Raw genomic sequence first — 20520 nt, forward strand, 5'->3', positions numbered from 1 at the left:
ATCCACGCGTTATTTGCACGAAAAATAAGACGTGGATCCTCGGGGCGTGAAGTACGTCGCCGGGCTGACCTTCGGTCAGGCCCGGCGGCCCGAGGATGACGGTTTACGGGGTGGCGATGGCCGTGCGCCTAGTGCGCCGCGTCCCAGTTGGCGCCGCGGCCGGCTTCCACCACCAGCGGCACATCCAGGCTGGCGGCTGCCTGCATCACGTCCTTGGCCACGCGGATCGCGTCGTCGACTTCCTTCTCGGGCGCCTCGAACACCAGTTCGTCATGCACCTGCAGCAGCATGCGGGTCTGCAGTCCGGCGCGCGCCAGCGTCGCCGGCAGCTTCACCATGGCATGCTTGATGATGTCGGCGGCCGAGCCCTGGATCGGCGCATTGATCGAGGCGCGTTCCAGGAAGGCGCGTTCGGCCGGGTTCTTGGTGTTGATATTGGGGAAATGCACGCGCCGGCCAAACAGGGTTGAAACGTAACCCTGTTCCTTCACCTGCTTCCGGGTGCGGTCCATGTAGTCGCGGATGCCGGGATAGCGCTTGAAATAGGCCTCGATGTAGCTCTGCGCCTCGCGCTGCGGGATGCCGAGCTGGGCGGCCAGGCCAAAGGCGCTCATGCCGTAGATGATGCCGAAATTGATCGCCTTGGCGGCGCGGCGCACCATCGGGTCCATGCCTTCCACCGGCGTGTTGAACACCTGGCTGGCGGTCAGCGCGTGGATGTCGACGCCATCGCGGAAGGCCTGCTTCAGCGCGCCGATATCGGCGATATGGGCCAGGATGCGCAGCTCAATCTGCGAATAGTCGGCCGAGATCAGCACATGGCCGGCTTCGGCCACGAAGGCGCGGCGGATCTTGCGGCCTTCCTCGCTGCGGATCGGGATGTTCTGCAAATTTGGATCGTTGGAGGCGAAGCGCCCGGTATTGGTGGACGAGATCGAGTAGGAGGTATGCACCCGCCCGGTGCGCGGATTGATCGAGGCCACCAGCGCGTCGGTATAGGTGCTCTTCAGCTTCTGCAACTGTCGCCAGTCCAGCACCACGCGTGGCAGCTCGTGGCCCTGCGCGGCCAGATCCTCCAGCACGTCGGCGCCGGTCGAGTAGGCCCCGGTCTTGCCCTTCTTGCCGCCGGGCAGCGCCATCTTGTCGAACAGGATTTCGCCCAGCTGCTTGGGCGAGCCGATATTGAAGCTTTCCTCGGCCAGCTCATGCGCCTTTTTCTCGAAGGCATCCATGCGCTGGGCGAAATCGGCCGACAGGCGATTGAGTTCGGCGGGATCGACCCTGATGCCGGCGCATTCCATCGCCGCCACCACGGCGGGCAGGCCGCGCTCCACGGTTTCGTACAGCGTCACCTGTTTCTCGGCCAGCAGGCGCGGCTTGAGCAGGTTGTACAGCCGCAGGGTGATGTCGGCATCCTCGGCGGCATAGTCGCGCGCCTTGTCGAGCGCCACTTCGGCGAAGGATATGCGGCTGCGCCCGGTGCCGGTCACCTCGTCGTAGGAGATCGGCTTGTGGCCCAGATGCCGCTCGGAAAGCTCGTCCATGCCATGGCCGTGCCTGCCGGCATCCAGCACATAGGAGATCAGCATCGTGTCGTCGTAGGACACGATCTCCAGGCCGTAGCGATGCAGCACCGCCATGTCGTATTTGATGTTCTGGCCGACTTTCAGCACGGCAGGATCGGCCAGCAGGGGTTTCAGCGCGGCCAGCGCCTCATCCAGCGCTATCTGCTTCGGCGCGCCTTCGCCGCTCAGGTCCAGCCCGCCGCCGCCGGACAGCGTGCCCGCCCGTACATGTCCCACCGGCACATAGCAGGCCTCGAACGGCTCGATGCTGAGGCTGAAGCCCACCAGTTCGGCATGGGTGGGCGAGAGATTGGTGGTTTCGGTATCAAACGCGACGATGCCGGCATCAGTGGCGCGGTCGATCCATTGCCGCAGCGTGGCGATATCCTGCACCAGCGTATAGGTCGCCGGCTTGTCCGTCCCAGAGGATGTTTCCGGTGGCGTTTCCGGCCCGCCTTCGCCTTCGAAAGCGATATCCGGCGCGGCTGGCGCGGGCGCCTTGCGCGCGCCATTGCCGTCCATGTCTGCCGTGCCGCGCAGTTTCAGCCGGCTTTCGATGCGGCTGGTCAGGCTGCGGAATTCCATCTCGTCTAGGAAGGCTTTCAGCTTCGGCCATTCCACGGGGCCGAGCGTGAGGGCATCGAGACCCAGATCCAGCGGCACGTCGTCTTTCAGCCGCACCAGCTCGCGCGAGATGCGCGCCTTGTCGGCATTGGTCAGCAGGGTTTCGCGCCGCTTGGGCTGCTTGATCTCGGCGGCGCGCGCCAGCAGCGTGTCGAGGTCGCCGAAGGTGTTGATCAGCTCGGCCGCCGTCTTGATGCCGATACCGGGCACGCCGGGCACGTTGTCGGTGCTGTCGCCGGCCAAAGACTGCACGTCCACCACCTTGTCGGGCGTGACGCCGAATTTCTCCATCACCTCGTTGGGGCCGATGCTGCGGTCCTTCATCGGATCGAGCATGCCGACGCCGTCGCGCACCAGCTGCATCAGGTCCTTGTCGGAGGAAACCACGCAGACCTCCATGCCGGCCTCGCGCGCCAGTTTGGCATAGGTGGCGATCAGGTCGTCGGCCTCGAAGCCGTCCTTCTCGATGGCGGCCAGGCCAAAGGCGCGGGTGGCGCGGCGGATCGGCTCGAATTGCGGAATCAGGTCTTCCGGCGTCTCGGCGCGGTTGGCCTTGTACTCGGGATAGATCTCGTTGCGGAAATTGGCCCGCGCTGCATCAAAGATCACCGCCATGTGGCTGACGGCCTCGTCATGCTCGGCCTTGTCGCGCAGGCTTGAGAGCATGTTGCAGAAACCCGACACGGCGCCCACCGGCATGCCGTCGGACTTGCGCGTCAGCGGCGGCAACGCGTGATAGGCCCGGAAGATGTAGCCCGAACCGTCGACCAGATAGAGGCGGTGTTTGCCGGCCATGCCCTGAAACGCGGGCCCGGTCAGTGGCCGTGGGCGTGCGCGCCCTCTTTCAGCAGATAGAGCCGGCCGCAATAGGGGCAGTCGATCTCGTGCTTCTCGCCCATGTTCAGGTAGACGCGCGGATGGCCGAGCGCACCACCACCGCCGTCGCAGGCCACCACGGGGCTATCCACTTCGATGGTTTCAACAGGGGCACGTGCCGGGGATTGCATCGTTACACTCCGCAGAAAAGGGGTGAAATCCGGTCTGCAGGGCAGGGGGCGGTTTGACCCGCTCCTTGCCCGATGATACCTACCGCGATACCTACCGCAGCAGGCCCCGTTCCGCCAGTCTTTCAGGACCCATAAGGCTCCCGACCATGTCCGAATCCGCCGCCACAACCCCGGCCATTTCCGTCCGCGACCTGGTGAAGGTTTACGGGGAAGGTCCGCGCGCCAAGCGCGCACTGAACGGCATCGCGCTGGATATCCCGCGCGGCAGCTTCTTCGGCCTGCTCGGGCCGAACGGCGCCGGCAAGTCCACGCTGATCAACATCCTGGCCGGCCTGGTGCGCAAGACCTCAGGGTCCGCCGCGATCTGGGGCTGTGATATCGACAGCGATCCGCGCCGGGCCCGCGCCGCCATCGGCGTGGTGCCGCAGGAACTCAACCTCGATCCCTTCTTCACGCCGCGCGAGGCGATGGAATTCCAGGCCGGCCTCTATGGCGTGCCGAAATCCGAACGCCGCACCGACGAGATCCTCGCCGCCGTGGGCCTCTCCGACAAGGCCAATGCCTATGCCCGCACGCTGTCGGGCGGCATGCGCCGCCGCCTGCTGGTGGCCAAGGCGCTGGTGCATAATCCGCCCGTGCTGGTGCTGGATGAACCCACCGCCGGCGTGGATATCGAACTGCGCCAGCAGCTCTGGGCCTATGTGCGCGAACTCAACCGCGCCGGCACCACGGTGGTGCTCACCACCCATTACCTGGAAGAGGCCGAGGCGCTGTGCGACCATATCGCCATCATCAACCACGGCAGCGTGGTGGCCCATGACGCGACGCCGAAGCTGCTCGCGCGGCTCGACCGCAAGGATGTGATCGTCACGCTGGATGCCGATCTGGCCGCCGTGCCGCCTTCACTCGCGGAGCTGAACGCCGAACTGCTCGGCCCGCGCCGCCTGCGCCTGCATTACCGTCCCAGCCAGCAGCCGTTTTCCACGGTGCTGGCCCGCATCCAGCAGGCCGGCCTTGCCATCCACGACCTCTCCACCCAGGAAGCCGACCTGGAAGACCTGTTCCTGGAGCTGACGCGCAGCCGGGCCGCGTAAAGCGCGCCATCCCGGCCGCCATCCGGCGTCCATTTTCCTGTGTCTTGAGCGGATCGGCACAATAATCGAGCGGCGCGGCACAACGGCCTGGCCGGAAGTGTCTATCTGTGGACGGGCTTCTTCAATGGAAAGGCCCGCCCCATGCTCACCGTCCATCACCTCGGCATCTCGCAATCCGACCGCATTGTCTGGCTCTGCGAGGAACTGGGCATTCCCTATCAGCTCAAACGCTACGACCGCGACCCGCAGACCCGGCTGGCGCCAGCGGACTACCGCGCGCTGACACCGTTCGGCACCGCGCCGGTGATCGACGATGGCGATCTCGTGCTGGGCGAATCCGGCGCCATTGTCGAATACATCGCGCAGACCTACGGCAACGGCCGCCTCATCCTGCGGCATGGCGCACCCGGCTATGCCGATTTCCTGTTCTGGTTCCACTTCGCCAACGGCTCGTTCATGCCGGCCGCGCTGATCGACTCGATGCTCAGCCGCATGGATGCCAGCAACAATGGCAGCGCAGACGGCGTGACGACAGCTCTGCGCGCGCGCTTTGATCGCGCCTGGGATCTGATCGAGGACCGGCTCGGCCACGTGCCCTATCTGGCTGGCGATGACTTCACTGCCGCCGACATCATGATCCTGTTTCCGCTCACCACCATGCGATTGTTCTCGCGCCGCGATATCGGCCCCTATCCCCATATCCGCGCCTATCTCCAGCGCATCGGGGCGCGTCCCGCTTTGCAGCGCGCCATGCAGAAGGCCGAACCGGGCCTGGATCTGCAGCGCGTGCTGGCCTGACGGTCTTGAACGCTTACCGGGCATGAATACTTCCCGGGGCCTGCGTCTGGAGTATGCTCGTGGCATGACGGAGACACGCGATACCTCGAGCGTACGGCCGGATGACCATGATCAACACGGGCAGGGCATTCTGGCCCGACCCGGCGTTGGCGTTACCGCGCGCGTCGTGCAGCGCAGCGACCTGCGCTTCAGCCGCATCGTCAACGACCGTCCGGCGCTGATCCTGCTGCGTCACGGCAGCAAGATGCTGCAGTCTGCCGGCGGGTTATGGTCGATCCGGGGCGGGGCGGCCATCGCCATTGCCGGCGGCCAGACCTTTGATGTCACCAACCGCCTGTCCGACCGCGGCCTTTACGAGGCGCGCTGGCTGATCTGGGATCCGGCGGTGATAGAAGGTTTTGAACGGGGTGCAGCGGCGTTGACCCCGCCACTGGCCGGCGCGGCCGTCCTCGACAGGCTCGATGCGGATTTCATCTCTGCCTTCGACCGGGCCATCGCGGCCATAACCGATGCACGGCATATCCCCGCCGATGTGGCCGCGCATCGGATGGCCGAGATGCTGCTCTGGCTCGCCCATCGCGGCATCCGTTTTTCAGCCGGCGAGGATCTTACCCTGGCGATGAAGCTGCGCCGGCTGTTCGAAACCGATCTTGCCGCGTCCTGGACGGCCGCCATCGTGGCAAAACGCCTGGCGATGAGCGAGGCGACGTTGCGCCGCCGTCTGGCCGCCGAAGGCACCACGCTGGGCGACCTGCTCACCGATGCGCGCATGTCATCGGCCATGGTGCTGCTGCAATCGACGGATTATGCCGTCAACCGCATCGCGCTTGAGGTAGGTTATGAATCGGCCTCGCGCTTCGCCATCCGCTTCCGCGAGCGCTTCGGTTTTCCGCCCACGGCAATCCGCGGGCATGCACGGCATGAGGCTGCTCCGGTGCAAGGCCAGCACGGATTGCCGGTGGATTCCACCACCCGCTCTTAACCTCCTCTTAACCCCAACCGATTCTGATCGGCGTGATGTTCCACCGGTCGCCGCGATTCGCGGCGGCGCAACGAGGAGGACAGCGTCATGGATGGCACTGTTGTTCAATCGCTTCCCAGCCGCCAGTCGGGCCAATACTGGGATGCCGCGGCCACCAACTGGGAAGAGGAAATCTTCTCCTCCTTCCATAACGACCGCAAAGGCGTGATCCTGTCCGCGCTGAAGGCCGCCGCCGACCCGAACGCGGCCATGGCCGATTTCGGCTGCGGCGTGGGCATCTACCTGCCCGTGCTGGGCCGGCTGTTCGGCGCGGTGCATGGCTTCGAGCAATCGGCCGCCTGTGTCGACGTCGCCCGCCAGAAGACGCGCGGGCAGAACAATATCAGCGTGCATGTGGCCAGTACCGCGCTGAAAAGCTGGCGCGGCCGTTTCGATGCCGTGCTCTGCGCCAATGCCGCCATCCATCCGCGTCGCGCCATCTGGCAGGGCGTGCTGGATTCCGCCCGCGCGCTGCTGCGTGAGAATGGCGGCAAGCTGATTCTCGTGGTGCCGGCTCTGGGCTCGGCGAAACTGCTGGCCAGGGCCGAGCGCAACGCCGCCGAGCCGCGCATCATCGTCAAACCCGATCAGCCGAATGGCGACAGCGGCGTGAGCATCGACGGCGTTTCGACCAAACATTTCACCGGCGCCGAACTCAAACGCGAACTGGCCGCGCGCGGCTTCTGCGCCATCCGGGTTCAGAAAGTGGAATATTCCTGGGCCTGCCACAGCATCCGGCCACCGAAAGATCTCAGCGCCGCCAAACCCTGGGCCAAACCTTGGGACTGGCTGGTGACGGCCCGGATCTGACCTCGCGGCCGGGTTTTCGCATATAGTTGTATGTTTATAAGGGGTTGGTCGTTTTGGCTTGACTATTTGTTCCCTTTATGTACTTTTAATCCCGAGCGCCCGCACAGAATCATTCGGGCCCTGATTTCAATCGGGACAACCCGGCCGGCACCCATGTGCCTGATTGCCGGCGGATAACGCTCCTGCGTAACACCGGATTTTTCATCATCGTCATGGCCCGTCATTCCGGCCATCGGCGAGGGGTGATCTGCGACCGATACTCTGCGACTGGCGATCTGCGTTCCCAGGAGGGCGGATCGCCGCCAGGGAGACCGCGATGTGCAATGGAGCCTGCTGCATGAAACAGACTGCAAACCCGGCGCGCTATCTTGCGCTGCAATCGCCGCTTGGGCGCGATCATGTCGCCGAACCGGCCGATATTCTTGATGCCAAGCGCGCCCTGATGGCGCTCGGTTATTACCAATCTCTGGGTGGCGATCCGCCTGGTGCATGGGTCGATAATGAGCTGTTCACCGGAATTCGCAAATTCCAGCGGGATCAGGGTCTGAAGATCGATGGATTGATGCGGCCCGGGGGCGAAACGGAAGCGGCTATGAATGCGGCTTTGGATCAGCAGCCGGAACCGCCAGCCAATGACGACCAGCCACCGGCGAATGATGATCAGCCTGATACTGCGCTTCTGGATTGTGACATGTTGCTTATGCGAGATCGCCTTATCTGTGACAGACTAAAAACGTCCCAGCTTTCGGCGATATGTCATGGTTCGGCCATGAGCCGATATGGAAATTGCCTCAGCAACAGGCCCTTAGGCCCTTTAACAACGAGAGTATAAAGGCAAAGGTAATTTCATGCTGACCGCTCCGTTCCTCAGGCGCATCGCGCTCGATCCTGATCGTGTCGAACGCGATGCGTTTCCTTTCACCACGCTGCCCTTCCTCGATGACGGCTTCGCGCTGGATTTCGATGCCGCCGTCACCATCATCGTGGGCGAGAACGGTTCCGGCAAATCCACGCTGGTCGAGGCCATTGCTCAGGCCGCCGGCTTTTCCGCTCAGGGTGGCAGCCACGATCATCGCACCGGCATGGCGGAAACTGACAACGCGCTGGTGCGGGCGCTGCGCTTGTCCTGGCTGCCGAAAGTCAATCGCGGCTTCTTTTTTCGCGCCGAAAGCTTCTTCAATTACCAGAGCTATATTGATGCGGCGCATGTCGAGTCCGGCCTGGCGCCGCCGCGCATGCACCATCGCAGCCATGGCGAAGCCTATATGCAGGCATTCGAGGAGCGGATGCAGGGGAAGCAGCGCGAGATCTATATTCTCGACGAGCCGGAAGTGGCGCTGTCGCCGCAGCGCCAGCTTGCCTTCCTGCGGATTCTGCACCTGTGGCAGACCGGCGGCCAGGTGCAGGCCATCATCGCCACCCATTCGCCGATTCTGATGAGCCTGCCCGGCGCCGCGCTTCTGTCGCTCGATGGCGGGGCGCTTCATCCGGTGCGGCTGGAAGACACCGAGCATTACCGCGTCACCCGGAGTTTCCTTGCCGATCCGGCCCGCTACATGGCCGGCCTGTTCGCCGATCTCGACTAACCGCGGCAACGCCCCGGGTCGTTGCTGTCGTGCATGCCTGATTCAAATAAATCAATGAGTTAACATAGCAAAACCATCGCAAAACGACGCAAAACAGCGGCAGTCCGGCGCCAAGCCCAGGCTGCAGGCGTCCAGATCGCCGGGTGGCGCGGCGATCCGGCGCCGTGACGCGGAATCTGCCAGTCTTTCCCGGCCTCTGGCGCCGCTGCGGCCCGGCGGCCCGCCTTGCGTTCCGGCGCGGCGCTGGGCTATGGTCCGGCCGCCGGCTTCGCCGGCCCGATATCCAGGCACCCGTAGCTCAGCTGGATAGAGCGCTGCCCTCCGAAGGCAGAGGTCACAAGTTCGAATCTTGTCGGGTGCGCCATTCCTCAGATCATTGATTTCTTTTGCTTTTTCCGGGTTCCAGTTAACCCGGCATTAAACCGTGCCATGGCGTGATGGCGGGTGCGATAGTAAGGCCGGTCCGGCTGGGCCGGCGGCAGATGGGGTAGGAGCATGAAGGGCATCATCCTGGCAGGCGGGGCGGGCACGCGGCTGCATCCGGCAACGGCGGTGACCAGCAAGCAGCTCATCCCGGTCTACGACAAGCCGATGATCTATCATCCGCTCACCACCCTGATGCTGGCCGGTATCCGCGAGATCCTCGTCATCACCACGCCGCGCGACCAGGCCGCCTTCAGCGCCCTGTTGAAAGACGGCAGCCAGTGGGGCCTCGATATCCGCTATGCCGTGCAGCCCGAGCCCAACGGCATTGCCCAGGCTTTCCTGATCGGCCGCGATTTCGTCGGCGGCGCGCCCTGCGCGCTGGTGCTGGGCGACAACATCTTCTACGGCGAGGGTTTCAGCGCGGTGCTGCGCCAGGCCGCCAAGCAGCAGCAGGGCGCCACGGTGTTCGGCTACTGGGTGGCCGATCCCGAGCGTTACGGCGTGCTGGATCTCAACCCTGACAAGTCGGTGCGCGCGATCATCGAAAAGCCCAATCCGGCGCCCAGCAACTGGGCCGTCACGGGCCTGTATTTCTACGATAGTGCGGTCAGCGATATCGCCGCCGCCCTGAAGCCCTCGGCGCGCGGCGAGCTGGAAATCACCGACCTCAACAACGTCTATCTCCAGCGCGGCCAGCTCAAGGTCGAGCTGTTCGGCCGCGGCTTTGCCTGGCTGGATACCGGCACGCCCGACAGCCTGCTCGATGCCTCCAACTTCATCGCCACGGTGGAAAAGCGCCAGGGCCTGAAGATCGCGGTGCCCGAGGAAGTGGCCTGGCGCCAGGGCTATATCGATGCCGCGCAGGTGGAGGCCATCGCCGCCGCCTATGGCAAGAATGCCTACGGCCAGTATCTGCGCCGGATCCTGAACGAAGACCGGCGCTAGACCGGGGGCTGCCCATGCGGATCTTCGCCACCGACCTCAGCGACGTCTTCATCATCGAAATGAAGGCGTTCTCCGACGAGCGCGGCTTCATCAAGGAATTGTGGAACGCGCCGCGCTATCTGAATTACGGCCTCGGCGTGCCGTCGGTGCAGACCAATTTCTCGCGCTCGCGCAAGGGCGTGCTGCGCGGCCTGCATTACCAGGAGCCCCATGGCCAGGGCAAACTCGTCACCGTGCTGGCCGGCGAGGTATTCGATGTGGCCGTCGATATCCGCCAGGGTTCGCCCAGTTTCGGCAAATGGACCGGCACGGTGCTCTCGGGCGACAATCACCGCCAGCTCTGGATCCCGCCGGGTTTCGCCCATGGCTTCGCGGTGCTGAGCGACAGCGCCGATGTGCTGTACCAATGCACCGCGCCCTACGATCCGCGCAGTGAACATGCCATCCGCTGGAACGACCCGGCCATCGGCATCGACTGGCGGCTGCGCGATCCGATCCTGGCGCCCAAGGACCAGGCCGCGCCGCTGCTCGGCGAGGCCAGGGTGCTGCCGCCCTATTATCCGCTGCCGCCGCTGATCGTCTCGGGTTCAGGCACGGTGGATTCAGGCCGGGGCTGATGCTGCGCATTGCCGTCATCGGCCGGCAGGGACAGCTGGCGCGATCGCTGGCCGAACTGGCGGATGACGATGTGCGTGTTACCTGCCTGGGGCGACCCGATCTCGATCTGGCCGATCCGCCCACCATCGCTGCCGCTTTATGGAAAGCGCCGGCCGATCTCGTGGTGAATGCCGCGGCCTATACCGCCGTCGATCGCGCCGAGCCAGAGCCTGAACATGCCTTCGCCATCAATCGCGATGGCGCCGAAGCCGTCGCCATCGCCTGCGCGCAGCTTGGCCTGCCGCTGATCCATGTCTCCACCGATTATGTCTTCGACGGACGCAAGGCCGACCCCTATGTCGAGGGCGATGCCTGCAATCCGCAGACGGTCTATGGCCGTTCCAAACTGGCCGGCGAACAGGCCGTGCTGGCATCGTCGGGTGGCCGGGCCGCAATCGTGCGCACGGCCTGGCTGCATTCGCCTTTCGGCAGCAACTTCGTGCGCACCATGCTGCGGCTGGCCAACGAGCGTGACCGCCTGCGCGTGGTGAGCGACCAGCAGGGGTCGCCTACCTATGCGCCACATCTGGCCCGCGCCATCCTCATGATGGCGCAGCGCATGGCGATGGAGCCCGACAATGCCGCGCTGTTCCGTATCTTCCATCTCGCCGGCACCGGCCACACCAGCTGGTGGGGTCTGGCGCAGGAAGTGATGACGGTCGCGGCATCGCTGGGACATAAAAGCGTGCCGGTCGATCCGATCACGACGGCGGACTATCCCACCCCGGCGCAACGCCCGGCCAATTCCGTACTCGATTGCGGCCATGTTCAGGCTGTCTGCGGCATCCGCCTGCCGCCCTGGCAGGAGGGGGTCCGCGCCTGCCTCCAGCGTTTGCTGGTGTGACGTGGGCAAATCCTAATCCGCAGCATCTCCTGCTTGCGGATGGCGGCACGGGGTATTAAACTTAATATAATCCGTACACAGATTATAAAAGCGATGCCGCACGAACGGCACGCAGGGAGGACTACACATGGCGGCAATACAGGATCGTCCGGTCATCATCGTGGGCGGCGGCATCGGCGGCCTGGCGGCGGCTTTGGCGCTGGCGCTGAAAGGCATCCGCTCCATCCTGCTCGAGCAGTCGTCCGAATTCCGCGAGGTCGGCGCCGGTATCCAGATCGGGCCCAATGCTTTCCGCCGGTTTGATCTCCTCGGCATCCGCAAGGCGGTGGATGCCATCGCCGTGTTCCCCGACAACCTGATCATGCGCGACGCGCTGACCGGCGAGGAAGTGACGCGTATCCCCATGGGCGAGCGCGCGCTGAAGCATTACGGCCAGCCTTATGGCGTGATCCATCGTGCCGACCTGCATGACGCCTTGCTGCAGGCCTGTCGGACGCAGCCGCTGATAAGCCTGCATACCAATGCCAAAGTCACCGGCCATGTCGATCACGGCGACAGCGTTTCCGTAACGCTGGCCGATGGCACGGTGATCGAAGGCAGTTGCATCATCGGCTGCGATGGCCTGTGGTCGGCCCTGCGCGAGCATGTGGTGGGCGACGGCAAGCCGCGCATCTCGGGACATATCGCCTATCGCGCCGTTTTGCCGCTGGCCGAAGTGCCCGAGGCCCAGCGCGAGAACAATGTGGTGCTGTGGGCCGGCCCGAAGACGCATCTGGTGCATTATCCGCTGCGCCGTGGCGAACTCTACAACCTGGTCGCGGTGTTCCATTCCAACCGCTACGAGGAAGGCTGGAACAGCTATGGCGACGTGGCCGAACTGAACGAGCGGTTCCAGAACCAGCAGCCGCAGGTGCATGCCCTGCTGAACAAGATCGAATCCTGGCGGATGTGGGTGCTGTGCGACCGCGAGCCCGTGGGTAACTGGACCAAAGGCCGCATCACGCTGCTGGGCGATGCGGCCCATCCGATGCTGCAATACCTGGCGCAGGGGGCCTGCATGGCGATGGAAGATGCCGTCTGCCTGGCCGACAAGCTGGCGGCGCGACGCGACGATCCCAATTCAGCCTTCCTGGCCTATCAGCAGGAACGCTACCTGCGCACGGCGCGGGTGCAGTTGATGGCTCGCGTCTATGGCGATTTCTACCACGCCACCGGTCCGGTGCGCGAATTGCGCAATGCCTTCCTGAGCGGCCGGACCGCCGAGCAGGCCTATGCCGGAAACCAGTGGCTGTATGGCGGTTAGCTCGGCGCCGGACCGGGAACGCGGTAAAGCTGGGAAACGCCACGGCGGCCAGACCGGCTGTCGCTGCAATTTCGTGGGGTGTGTTTGGCGTGACGACCCTCACGACGCCGGATTGTGATGTTCACTCTTCCGGCTTGAACAAATGGCCGCCGATTGCGGCCTTGATGGTGCGCAAGGCGACCAGCGCGACAATGACGCTGGCAGCGGAAAGCGCGATCCAGCCTGTCACAGCATGTGCTTCGGCGGGTCGTGCGGCGCTGATCTGGATTAACATCAGCGCAAAGGCCGCACTGGGGAATGTGTAGGCCCACCAGGATGGCGCGAAGGGCAGGCGGGCGAAACGCGGCAGCAGCGACAACAGCACCAGAGCGATGAATCCGGCGATACCGGCCATGATCCATGCCGGTGTTTCGAACCGGCCGCCCTGCAGAGAGGCAAAGGCCATGGCCCCCACGGAAGGCGGGGCCAGCAGGATAGCCAGCGCCGGCATCAGTTTCGGCGGCAGGGCCTCACCGTAGAACAGGCGATGCAGCAACAGCGGCTGGATCGTGATCCACAGGCCGAGGCCGACCGAGAAACTGAACCACGAGAGAGCCGGATAGCCCAGCTTCACGCCGGCCAGCGGAGCCAGGATGTTGCCCACCAGCGGGATGAAGATGGCCGGCGTGAGCGTAGCCAGCGGCATGGGTTGCAACAGCAGGCGACGGACCAGCCAACCGGCCAGCAACAGGTGCGCGATGGTGGCAAAAAGCCACAGCCCGCCGGCCGGATCGGGCCGATGCGGCAGCAGGGCATTGGAAAGCAGGGTCAGGCTCACCGTGATGGCAAAGATGAAGCTGCTGCGCACCGGATGCCGGAACTCAGCCGCGACGGCGGCGGGATAGCGTTGCCATTTCAGCAGATAGGCGATGGCGATCAGGCCAAAGACGATGGCGGCAATCAGCAGCAGCAATTCACCGACCAACGCCGGCGCGCCAAGCACCCGACCGGCCTCGCGCCAGGCCAGTCCCAGCCCGGCGATGCCAAGCACGGCGGCAAACAGCGGGAGCGGGAAATGCTTGAGGCTGGCAACGGTGGCCGGTTGTTCAGTCATGAAGGCATCTCTGTGATGGTGCGCCAGACAATGTAGCCGGCGACAAGAAATATCAGCGCGGCGAAGATGCGGTTGAGCAGGCCCTTGTGGCGGGCCGCCTTCAGTGCCAGGCGGGTACCGCCCAGGCCACCGAGAATGCCGCCGGCGATGAACCAGCCGGCAATCGTCCAGTCGATCAGGCCCGACCAGGCATAATTCGCCGCGGTGGTCAGGCCAAAGCTGCCGACCGAAAACAGCGAAGAGGCAATGGCATTGATCATCGGCATGCCGCTGCCCAGCATGAGCCCGGGCACGATCAGGAAACCACCGCCGATGCCGAAGAAACCACTGACCGCGCCGGTGACAAGGCCGATCAGGACGAGTTTCAGGCCAATGGCTGGCGTGATGTGCACTTCGGGATTTCCTTCCGCCGCCTTGGGCCGCAGCATGGCGATGCCTACGGCTACCATCACGGCAGCGAATAGCAGCAGCAGATGGCCGCTATCCACAAGCTTGCCAAGGCTGGAACCCGCCGCGGCCCCAATGATGCCGGATACGGCAAACACTGTTGCGCAAGGCCATTTCACGGTCTGTTTGCGTGCGTGTTGAAGCAGGTTGGCAAAGGCATTCACGGCCACGGCCAGCGCGCTGGTGCCGATGGCCAGATGCGTATTGCCGATGCCGACCAGATACAGCAGCGCCGGCACGGCCAGGATCGAGCCGCCGCCACCCACCAAAGCCAGGGAAAAGCCCACAGCACTGCCTGAGGCGGCAGCGATGACGGCCTGGCTGATGGTGACGGCGGTCATAACGATTACAACGCGTCGACCGGCAGTTTCAGGTAGCGCACGCCATTGGCTTCGGGCGGCGGCATGTGGCCAGCCCGCATGTTGACCTGCACCGAAGGCAGGATCAGGCGTGGCATGTCCAGCGTGGCGTCGCGTTTGGTGCGCATGGCCACGAATTCATCCTCGCTGATTCCATCCCGCACATGGATGTTTGTTGCGCGCTCCTCCGCCACCGTAGTTTCCCAGCGGTATTCGTCGCGGCCCGGCGCCTTGTAGTCATGACACATGAACAGGCGGGTTTCAGGCGGCAGGGCGAAGAGCTTGTGAATCGAGCGGTAGAGCTGACAGGCATCACCGCCAGGAAAGTCACAGCGCGCGGTGCCGTAATCGGGCATGAACAGCGTATCGCCCACAAAAGCCGCGTCGCCGATCACATAGGCCATGCAAGCCGGCGTATGACCTGGCGTATGGATGGCGCGGGCCTTGATGTTGCCGATGCTGAAAGTTTCATTGTCGGTGAACAGGTGGTCAAACTGGCTGCCGTCGCGGGCGAAGTCCGTGCCAGCGTTGAAAACCTTGCCGAAGGTGTTCTGAACCACCGTGATGTTGAATCCGATGCCCAGCTTGCCGCCCAGTTTCTGTTTCAGATAGGGCGCGGCAGACAGATGATCGGCATGGACGTGGGTTTCCAGGATCCATTCGACCTTAAGGTTCTCGTGTTCGATATAGGCGATTACCGCATCCGCCGCGTCCTTGTGGGTGCGGCCGGAAGCCGGATCGAAATCCAGCACCGAATCAATGACAGCGCAGGTCTTGCCGGGCGGGTCGACGACGACATAGCTGACGGTGAAGGTGGCTTCGTCGAAAAAAGCTTTCACAAACGGCCGCATGACGTAACTCTCCACTAGGCAGAGGCCGATTGACGGTTCCACGGCATGAGGGCCAGCAGGCGGGCCATGCCGCAAAATCCGGTCAGGCCGTCGAGCAGCAGTCCGGCACCAACGAAACCGCTGAGCAGGATGAATTCCGGTGCAACGCGCCAGGCCAGAATGGCGCCGGCCAATGCGAGGCTGCCAGCGATCAGGTGCACCTGGCGCTGCAGGGGCAGGGGTTCGGCTGGCGCGCTCTGTACCGGCAGGCCGGCGCGTTTCCAAGCGTTCAGGCCGCCCTCCAGCACATAGGCACTGCGGAAACCCTTAGCCAGCAGGCGGCTCGCTGCCATCGTGGTGCGGGCGCCGCTGCGGCAGGTGAACACCGCCGTCTGGCGGCGGCTGTCGGGGAAATCGTGACGGTCGAGGGAGCCCAGCGGCACAAGCTGCGCGCCTTCGATATGCTCGCGGGCGAATTCACGGGGGCTGCGGATATCGATCAGAATAACCTCACCGGCCTGCATTTTTTGCTGCAGCTTGCGGGGGTCGATCTTGCGCAGGGTTGTCATGTTCTGCCTCGCGTCATCAGCAGGTCGGTTTGCAGAATTGCTCATAGAGCAGCCGGATCAGCGGTTCGATGCGTGGATCGGCCAGGCGGTAATAGATGGTCTGGCCTTCCCGGCGGGTTTCCACCAGACCGTCCTGCCGCAGGCGATTGAGGTGTTGTGAAAGGGCCGACTGGCTCAGGCCCACCACATCGGCAAGGTTGCCGACCGAGCGTTCGCCTTCCATCAACTGGCACAGGGTGAGCAGGCGCTTCTCGTTGGCGATATTGCGCAGGAAATGGCTGGCCTGGGCAGCGCTGGCGGTGAGGCGGTCGAGATCGACGGGGGCAGACATCGCGATGGGCTCCTTATGACTGCTGCGATTCGCCACGCAGCCACAGATAAATAGCGGGGATGACCAGCACGGTCAGCAGCGAGCTGGAGGCCAGGCCGAACAGCATGCTGACCGCCAGGCCCTGGAAGATCGGGTCGGCCAGGATGAAGGCGGCGCCGATCATGGCGGCGGCCGCGGTCAGGAAGATCGGCTTGAAGCGGGTGGCACCGGCATCCAGCAGCACCTGCCGCAGCGGAAGGCCGGATTGCCGGCGTTCTCGGATGAAGTCGATCAGCAGGATCGAGTTGCGCACCACGATGCCGGCGAGTGCAATGAAGCCGATCATCGAGGTGGCGGTGAAGGCCGCGCCCGTCAGCCAATGTCCCAGCATGACGCCGATCATGGTCAGCGGCACCGGAACCAGGACGAGCAGGGGCAGCTTGAAGCTGCGGAACTGCGCCACCACCAGCAGGTAGATGCCCAACAGGGCGACGATGAAGGCGCCGCCCATGTCACGGAAGGTGACATAGGTGACTTCCCATTCGCCGTCCCACAAAAGGCTGGTTTTGGATTCGTCCTTGGGCTGGCCGGCATAGCGGATCGACGGTTTCGGCAGGCTGCTCCAGTCATGGGCGTCAATGGCATCGGCCACGGCCAGCATGCCATAGATCGGCGCCTCGTACGCACCGGCCAGATCGGCCGTCACCATTTCGGCGTAATGGCCATCACGGCGATAGATGGGGAAAGAGGCCGGTTCGCGCTGGATGCGCACCACGTCGCCCAGTTCGACCAGCCGGCCGTCGCGGGTCGGCACCGGCGTGGCTAGCAGTTTCTCGCTCAGGTAACGGTCGCTGCGTGGCAGGCTGAGGCTGATCTCGATCGGGCTGATGCCGTGGCCGCGATGGGAATAGCCGATGCGGCGGCCATTCAGCAGCGAAGACAGCGTTTCATAAAGCTCGACTTCCTCGACGCGATGGAATTCCAGGTTTTCCTGGTCGACCAGGAAACGCACGCGTTCGCTTTGGATGCCGAAGCTGTCGTCATCGTCGACGATGAAATCGATCTTGCGGAACAGTTTGCGCAGTTCCGCCGCCACGGCGCGGCGTGTTTCGGCGTCGGGGCCGTAAATCTCGGCCAGCAGGGTGGCCATCACCGGCGGGCCCGGCGGCACTTCCACCACTTTCAGCGAACCGCCCGGCGGCAGTTGCAGGCCGGTGAGGCGCTTGCGGATGTCGAGGGCGATTTCGTGGCTGTTGCGGTCACGCTCGGCCTTGGGCACCAGATTGACCTGCAGGTCGCCCTGCCAGGGCTGGCTGCGGAAGAAGTAATGCCGCACCAGGCCGTTGAAGTTGAATGGCGCCGCCGTGCCAGCCTGACTCTGAATGTCCTTCAGTTCAGGCAGGTCGGCCAGCCGTGCCACCGCCTCGGCCAACAGGGCGTCGGTCTGCTCCAGGCTGGTCGATCGCGGCAGATCAAGCATGATCTGCATCTCCGACTTGTTGTCGAAGGGCAGCAGCTTCACGGTCACCGACTTTGTGTAGAACAGCACCAGCGACAGCATGGTGAGTCCCCCGACGATCAGCACGAATTTGCGCGCCTGCTTGGGCGTGGTGAGAATGCGTTCGGCGACGCGCAGATACAGGCGGGCGAGGATGCCGCCATGCTCGTCATGGGACGTTGCATGACCATTGGTGGCCTTGTGGCCACCCAGCTTCAGCATCAGCCAGGGCGTGACGGTGAAGGCGACGGCCAGCGAGAACAGCATCGCCGCCGAGGCATTGGCCGGGATCGGCGCCATGTAGGGGCCCATCATGCCCGAGACGAACATCATCGGTAGCAGAGCCACGATGATGGTAAACGTGGCGACGATGGTGGGGTTGCCCACTTCGGCCACGGCCTCGATGGCGGTGGTCAGGCGGTCGCGCAGCTTTTCCTTGTGCCAGTGGCGCACGATATTCTCGATTACCACTATGGCATCGTCGACCAGGATGCCGATGGAGAAAATCAGTGCGAACATGCTGACACGGTTGATCGTGTAGCCCATCAGCCAGGCGGCGAAGAAGGTCAGCAGGATGGTGGCGGGGATCACCACCAGCACGACCAGGCCTTCGCGCCAGCCAAGGAACACCGCCAGCAGGCCGACAATGGAAACCGAAGCCAGGACCAGATGGAACAGCAGTTCGTCGGCCTTCTCGGCGGCGGTTTCGCCGTAATTTCGCGTGATGCTGAGGTCGACGCCCTTGGGCAGGATGGTGGTTTTCAGAATCTCGATCTGCCGGATGATGTCGTCGGCGATCACCACGGCATTGCTGCCGGCCTTCTTGGCGATGGCGACGCTCACCGCCGGCACGCGCTCCATCTTCCCGTCCGCGCCGCGTTTCCATGTCCAGGTATAGTGGGTGACCGGCGCACCGTCGGCGGAGATCCGCGCGACGTCTTCCAGATAGACCGGCCTGCCATCAAGCGTGGTGACCAGCAGCAGATTGATATCCGGTCCGCCCTGCAGGGTCTGGCCGATAATGGCGGGCAGGGTGCCGCCCAGGTTCAGCAGGGGCTCGGCGCGGAAAGAACGGTTGGCCCCGGTCAGTTTCTCGACGAGTTGATTGAGTGAAACGCCATACAGCGAGAGCTTTTCCGGATCGGGTTCGATGCGGATCTGGTCGGCGCGGCCGCCAACGATGAAGGTCTTGCCGACATTGTCGATCTTCATCGCCTCGCGCGAGAGGTTGGCGGCAATGTTGTACAGGCCGTTGTCGTTCAGCCGCCCCGGGTTGCCCGGCGTCGGCGTCAGCGTCACGACCACGATGGGCACGTCGTTGATGCCATGACCGATGATCAGCGGCTCGGGGATGCCGACCGGAATGCGGTTGAGATTGGCGCGCACCTCGCTGTGGACCCGCAAGAGGGCGCTGTCCTGCTGGAAACCCGTCTTGAACCGCGCGGTGACCATCACGCGGTCATCCTCGCTGTTCGAATAGATATGGTCGACGCCGTCGATGGCCTTGATGATTTCTTCCAGCGGTCGGGTGACCAGTTCGACGGCGTCCTCGGCCTTCAGGCCATCAGCGCTGACAACTATGTCGACCATCGGCACGCTGATCTGCGGTTCTTCCTCGCGCGGCAGCACGGCCAGAGCCAGGCCGCCGATGGCCAACGAAAAGATCAGGAATAGCGGGGTGAGCGGCGATGCAATGAAGCTGCGCGCAATCGCGCCGGACAGGCCGAGCTTCATGGCGTGACCAGGATGTCGCCGGCCTTGAGGCCCGAGAGCACTTCAACGCCTTCCGGCATGGTCTGGCCGAGTTGAACCACCACTTCGCCGCCGTGCTTCAGGCGCACCAGCGACACGCCGAAGCGGTAGATCACGTATTCGGCAGGCACCAGAATGGCCTGGCGTTTGCCGGCGGCGACCCAGACACGGGTGCGTTCGCCGACGAAGAAATCGCCCAGGCCCTGTGCGCTGACATCGGCGATCACACGGCCATGATCGAGCTGCGGATAGACCAGAACGACCTCGCCTTCACCGAGGCCCTGTTCGCCGGCGCCAAGACCGCGAGGCCCGATGAGTACTTTTTCACCTGCCTTGAGGAAGCGGGCATGGCGCTCGGGCAGCATCATGCGCAGCACATAACGACCGACGGCGATCTCGGCGATCGGCTCACCGGGCTGCACGACGGTGCCCGTGGTAACCAGGGTTTTCAGGATGCGACCGCTTTCCGGTGCCAGCACGGCACCTTCGACGCCCTGCTGCTCCACCACGGCGCGCTCGGCCCGCAACGCGGCCGCCTCGTTATTGGCGGCTTCATAGGCAGCCCTGGTCTGGTCGGCGCGGGCCTTGGTGCCAACACCTTTCTGCAGCAGGTCTTCGGCCCGCTTCAGTTCGATCTCGGCCAGTTGGCGCTGGGCCATCGCCGCCTTGATGCGGGCATCGATGGCATTGAGGCGCGGTGTCAGTTTGGGGTCGACCACCAGGGCCAGGCGCTGGCCGGTGGTGACGGCGTCGCCGTCATGCACCTCCAGCTTGGCGATGGTGCCGCCGATGCGGCTGCGGGCCTGGGTATCGTCGACGCTTTCGACGGTGGCGAACACCATCTTGCGGTCGACCACCTCGCGCGACTCGACCGTGAAGTCGGCCGCCCGTGCCGAGAGGGCCGCCAGCATACAGCCGGCGGTCAGCGCGGCGGTCAGCACGATCTTGCGCCGATAGGTAATCCCAAGCACTGACACGTGTC

General features: G+C 64.2%; 19 protein-coding genes and 1 tRNA gene. 11 read left to right on the top strand and 9 right to left on the bottom strand.

Annotation, left to right across the window (positions count from 1 at the left end; translation table 11 throughout):
• Positions 1-128: 128 nt before the first annotated feature.
• A complete protein-coding gene (gene polA, locus ACE3OO_RS12715) occupies positions 129-2984 on the bottom strand; it encodes a DNA polymerase I (protein WP_374303428.1) in 2856 nt (951 codons plus the stop codon).
• Between the two features lie 20 nt (positions 2985-3004).
• Positions 3005-3196 (bottom strand): zinc-finger domain-containing protein, encoded by a 192-nt coding sequence (locus ACE3OO_RS12720; RefSeq protein WP_374303430.1) that lies wholly within the window; start codon positions 3194-3196, stop codon positions 3005-3007.
• A 146-nt stretch (positions 3197-3342) separates the two neighbouring features.
• Here ACE3OO_RS12720 and ACE3OO_RS12725 point away from each other — a divergent pair, with 146 nt between their 5' ends.
• From ACE3OO_RS12725 to ACE3OO_RS12775, 11 genes are all read left to right on the top strand, one after another.
• Entirely contained in the window at positions 3343-4290 is a 948-nt protein-coding gene (locus tag ACE3OO_RS12725) for an ABC transporter ATP-binding protein (RefSeq protein WP_374303432.1), read from the top strand.
• Positions 4291-4431: 141 nt separating this feature from the next.
• The gene (locus ACE3OO_RS12730; protein WP_374303434.1) at positions 4432-5088 is read left to right on the top strand and encodes a glutathione S-transferase family protein; all 657 of its coding nucleotides are present in this window, start codon (positions 4432-4434) and stop codon (positions 5086-5088) included.
• A 64-nt stretch (positions 5089-5152) separates the two neighbouring features.
• On the top strand, positions 5153-6070 hold the full coding sequence (locus tag ACE3OO_RS12735) for a helix-turn-helix transcriptional regulator (protein ID WP_374303436.1): 918 nt from the start codon (positions 5153-5155) through the stop codon (positions 6068-6070).
• An 87-nt stretch (positions 6071-6157) separates the two neighbouring features.
• Complete coding sequence (locus ACE3OO_RS12740) at positions 6158-6919, top strand: class I SAM-dependent methyltransferase (protein ID WP_374303438.1); 762 nt, start codon at positions 6158-6160, stop codon at positions 6917-6919.
• 337 nt (positions 6920-7256) lie between these two features.
• Entirely contained in the window at positions 7257-7751 is a 495-nt protein-coding gene (locus ACE3OO_RS12745; RefSeq protein ID WP_374303440.1) for a peptidoglycan-binding domain-containing protein, read from the top strand.
• A 16-nt stretch (positions 7752-7767) separates the two neighbouring features.
• Positions 7768-8505: an AAA family ATPase gene (locus ACE3OO_RS12750; RefSeq protein ID WP_374303442.1), complete on the top strand. Its 738-nt coding sequence runs from the start codon at positions 7768-7770 to the stop codon at positions 8503-8505.
• Between the two features lie 287 nt (positions 8506-8792).
• Positions 8793-8869, top strand: a tRNA-Arg gene (locus ACE3OO_RS12755).
• A gap of 131 nt (positions 8870-9000) precedes the next feature.
• Positions 9001-9876 carry a glucose-1-phosphate thymidylyltransferase RfbA gene (rfbA, locus tag ACE3OO_RS12760; protein ID WP_374303444.1) on the top strand — a complete coding sequence of 292 codons (876 nt, stop codon included), beginning with the start codon at positions 9001-9003 and terminating at the stop codon, positions 9874-9876.
• A 14-nt stretch (positions 9877-9890) separates the two neighbouring features.
• Complete coding sequence (gene rfbC, locus ACE3OO_RS12765; protein WP_374303445.1) at positions 9891-10493, top strand: dTDP-4-dehydrorhamnose 3,5-epimerase; 603 nt, start codon at positions 9891-9893, stop codon at positions 10491-10493.
• On the top strand, positions 10493-11377 hold the full coding sequence (rfbD, locus tag ACE3OO_RS12770) for a dTDP-4-dehydrorhamnose reductase (protein ID WP_374303447.1): 885 nt from the start codon (positions 10493-10495) through the stop codon (positions 11375-11377). The genes rfbC and rfbD overlap by 1 nt, the downstream gene beginning before the upstream one ends.
• Positions 11378-11504: 127 nt before the next feature.
• A complete protein-coding gene (locus tag ACE3OO_RS12775; RefSeq protein ID WP_374303449.1) occupies positions 11505-12680 on the top strand; it encodes a 3-hydroxybenzoate 6-monooxygenase in 1176 nt (391 codons plus the stop codon).
• Between the two features lie 121 nt (positions 12681-12801).
• Here the strand turns inward: ACE3OO_RS12775 and ACE3OO_RS12780 are convergent, their stop codons facing one another.
• The 7 genes from ACE3OO_RS12780 to ACE3OO_RS12810 are packed head-to-tail and all read right to left on the bottom strand — an operon-like array spanning position 12802 to position 20515.
• Entirely contained in the window at positions 12802-13773 is a 972-nt protein-coding gene (locus ACE3OO_RS12780; RefSeq protein ID WP_374303451.1) for an SLAC1 anion channel family protein, read from the bottom strand.
• Entirely contained in the window at positions 13770-14561 is a 792-nt protein-coding gene (locus ACE3OO_RS12785) for a sulfite exporter TauE/SafE family protein (protein WP_374303453.1), read from the bottom strand. Before ACE3OO_RS12785 ends, ACE3OO_RS12780 begins: the two co-directional genes overlap by 4 nt.
• A 5-nt stretch (positions 14562-14566) precedes the next feature.
• Positions 14567-15430, bottom strand: coding sequence for an MBL fold metallo-hydrolase (locus ACE3OO_RS12790; protein WP_374303455.1), 864 nt, complete (start codon positions 15428-15430; stop codon positions 14567-14569).
• Positions 15431-15444: 14 nt separating this feature from the next.
• The gene (locus ACE3OO_RS12795) at positions 15445-15978 is read right to left on the bottom strand and encodes a rhodanese-like domain-containing protein (RefSeq protein ID WP_374303457.1); all 534 of its coding nucleotides are present in this window, start codon (positions 15976-15978) and stop codon (positions 15445-15447) included.
• A gap of 16 nt (positions 15979-15994) precedes the next feature.
• Positions 15995-16309, bottom strand: a complete 315-nt coding sequence (locus ACE3OO_RS12800; RefSeq protein ID WP_374303459.1) for an ArsR/SmtB family transcription factor — start codon at positions 16307-16309, stop codon at positions 15995-15997.
• Positions 16310-16322: 13 nt separating this feature from the next.
• A complete protein-coding gene (locus ACE3OO_RS12805) occupies positions 16323-19520 on the bottom strand; it encodes an efflux RND transporter permease subunit (protein WP_374303461.1) in 3198 nt (1065 codons plus the stop codon).
• Positions 19517-20515 carry an efflux RND transporter periplasmic adaptor subunit gene (locus tag ACE3OO_RS12810; RefSeq protein WP_374303463.1) on the bottom strand — a complete coding sequence of 333 codons (999 nt, stop codon included), beginning with the start codon at positions 20513-20515 and terminating at the stop codon, positions 19517-19519. Before ACE3OO_RS12810 ends, ACE3OO_RS12805 begins: the two co-directional genes overlap by 4 nt.
• Positions 20516-20520: the final 5 nt, after the last annotated feature.

It is taken from the genome of Ferrovibrio sp., assembly GCF_041906005.1.
Lineage (GTDB): Bacteria > Pseudomonadota > Alphaproteobacteria > Ferrovibrionales > Ferrovibrionaceae > Ferrovibrio.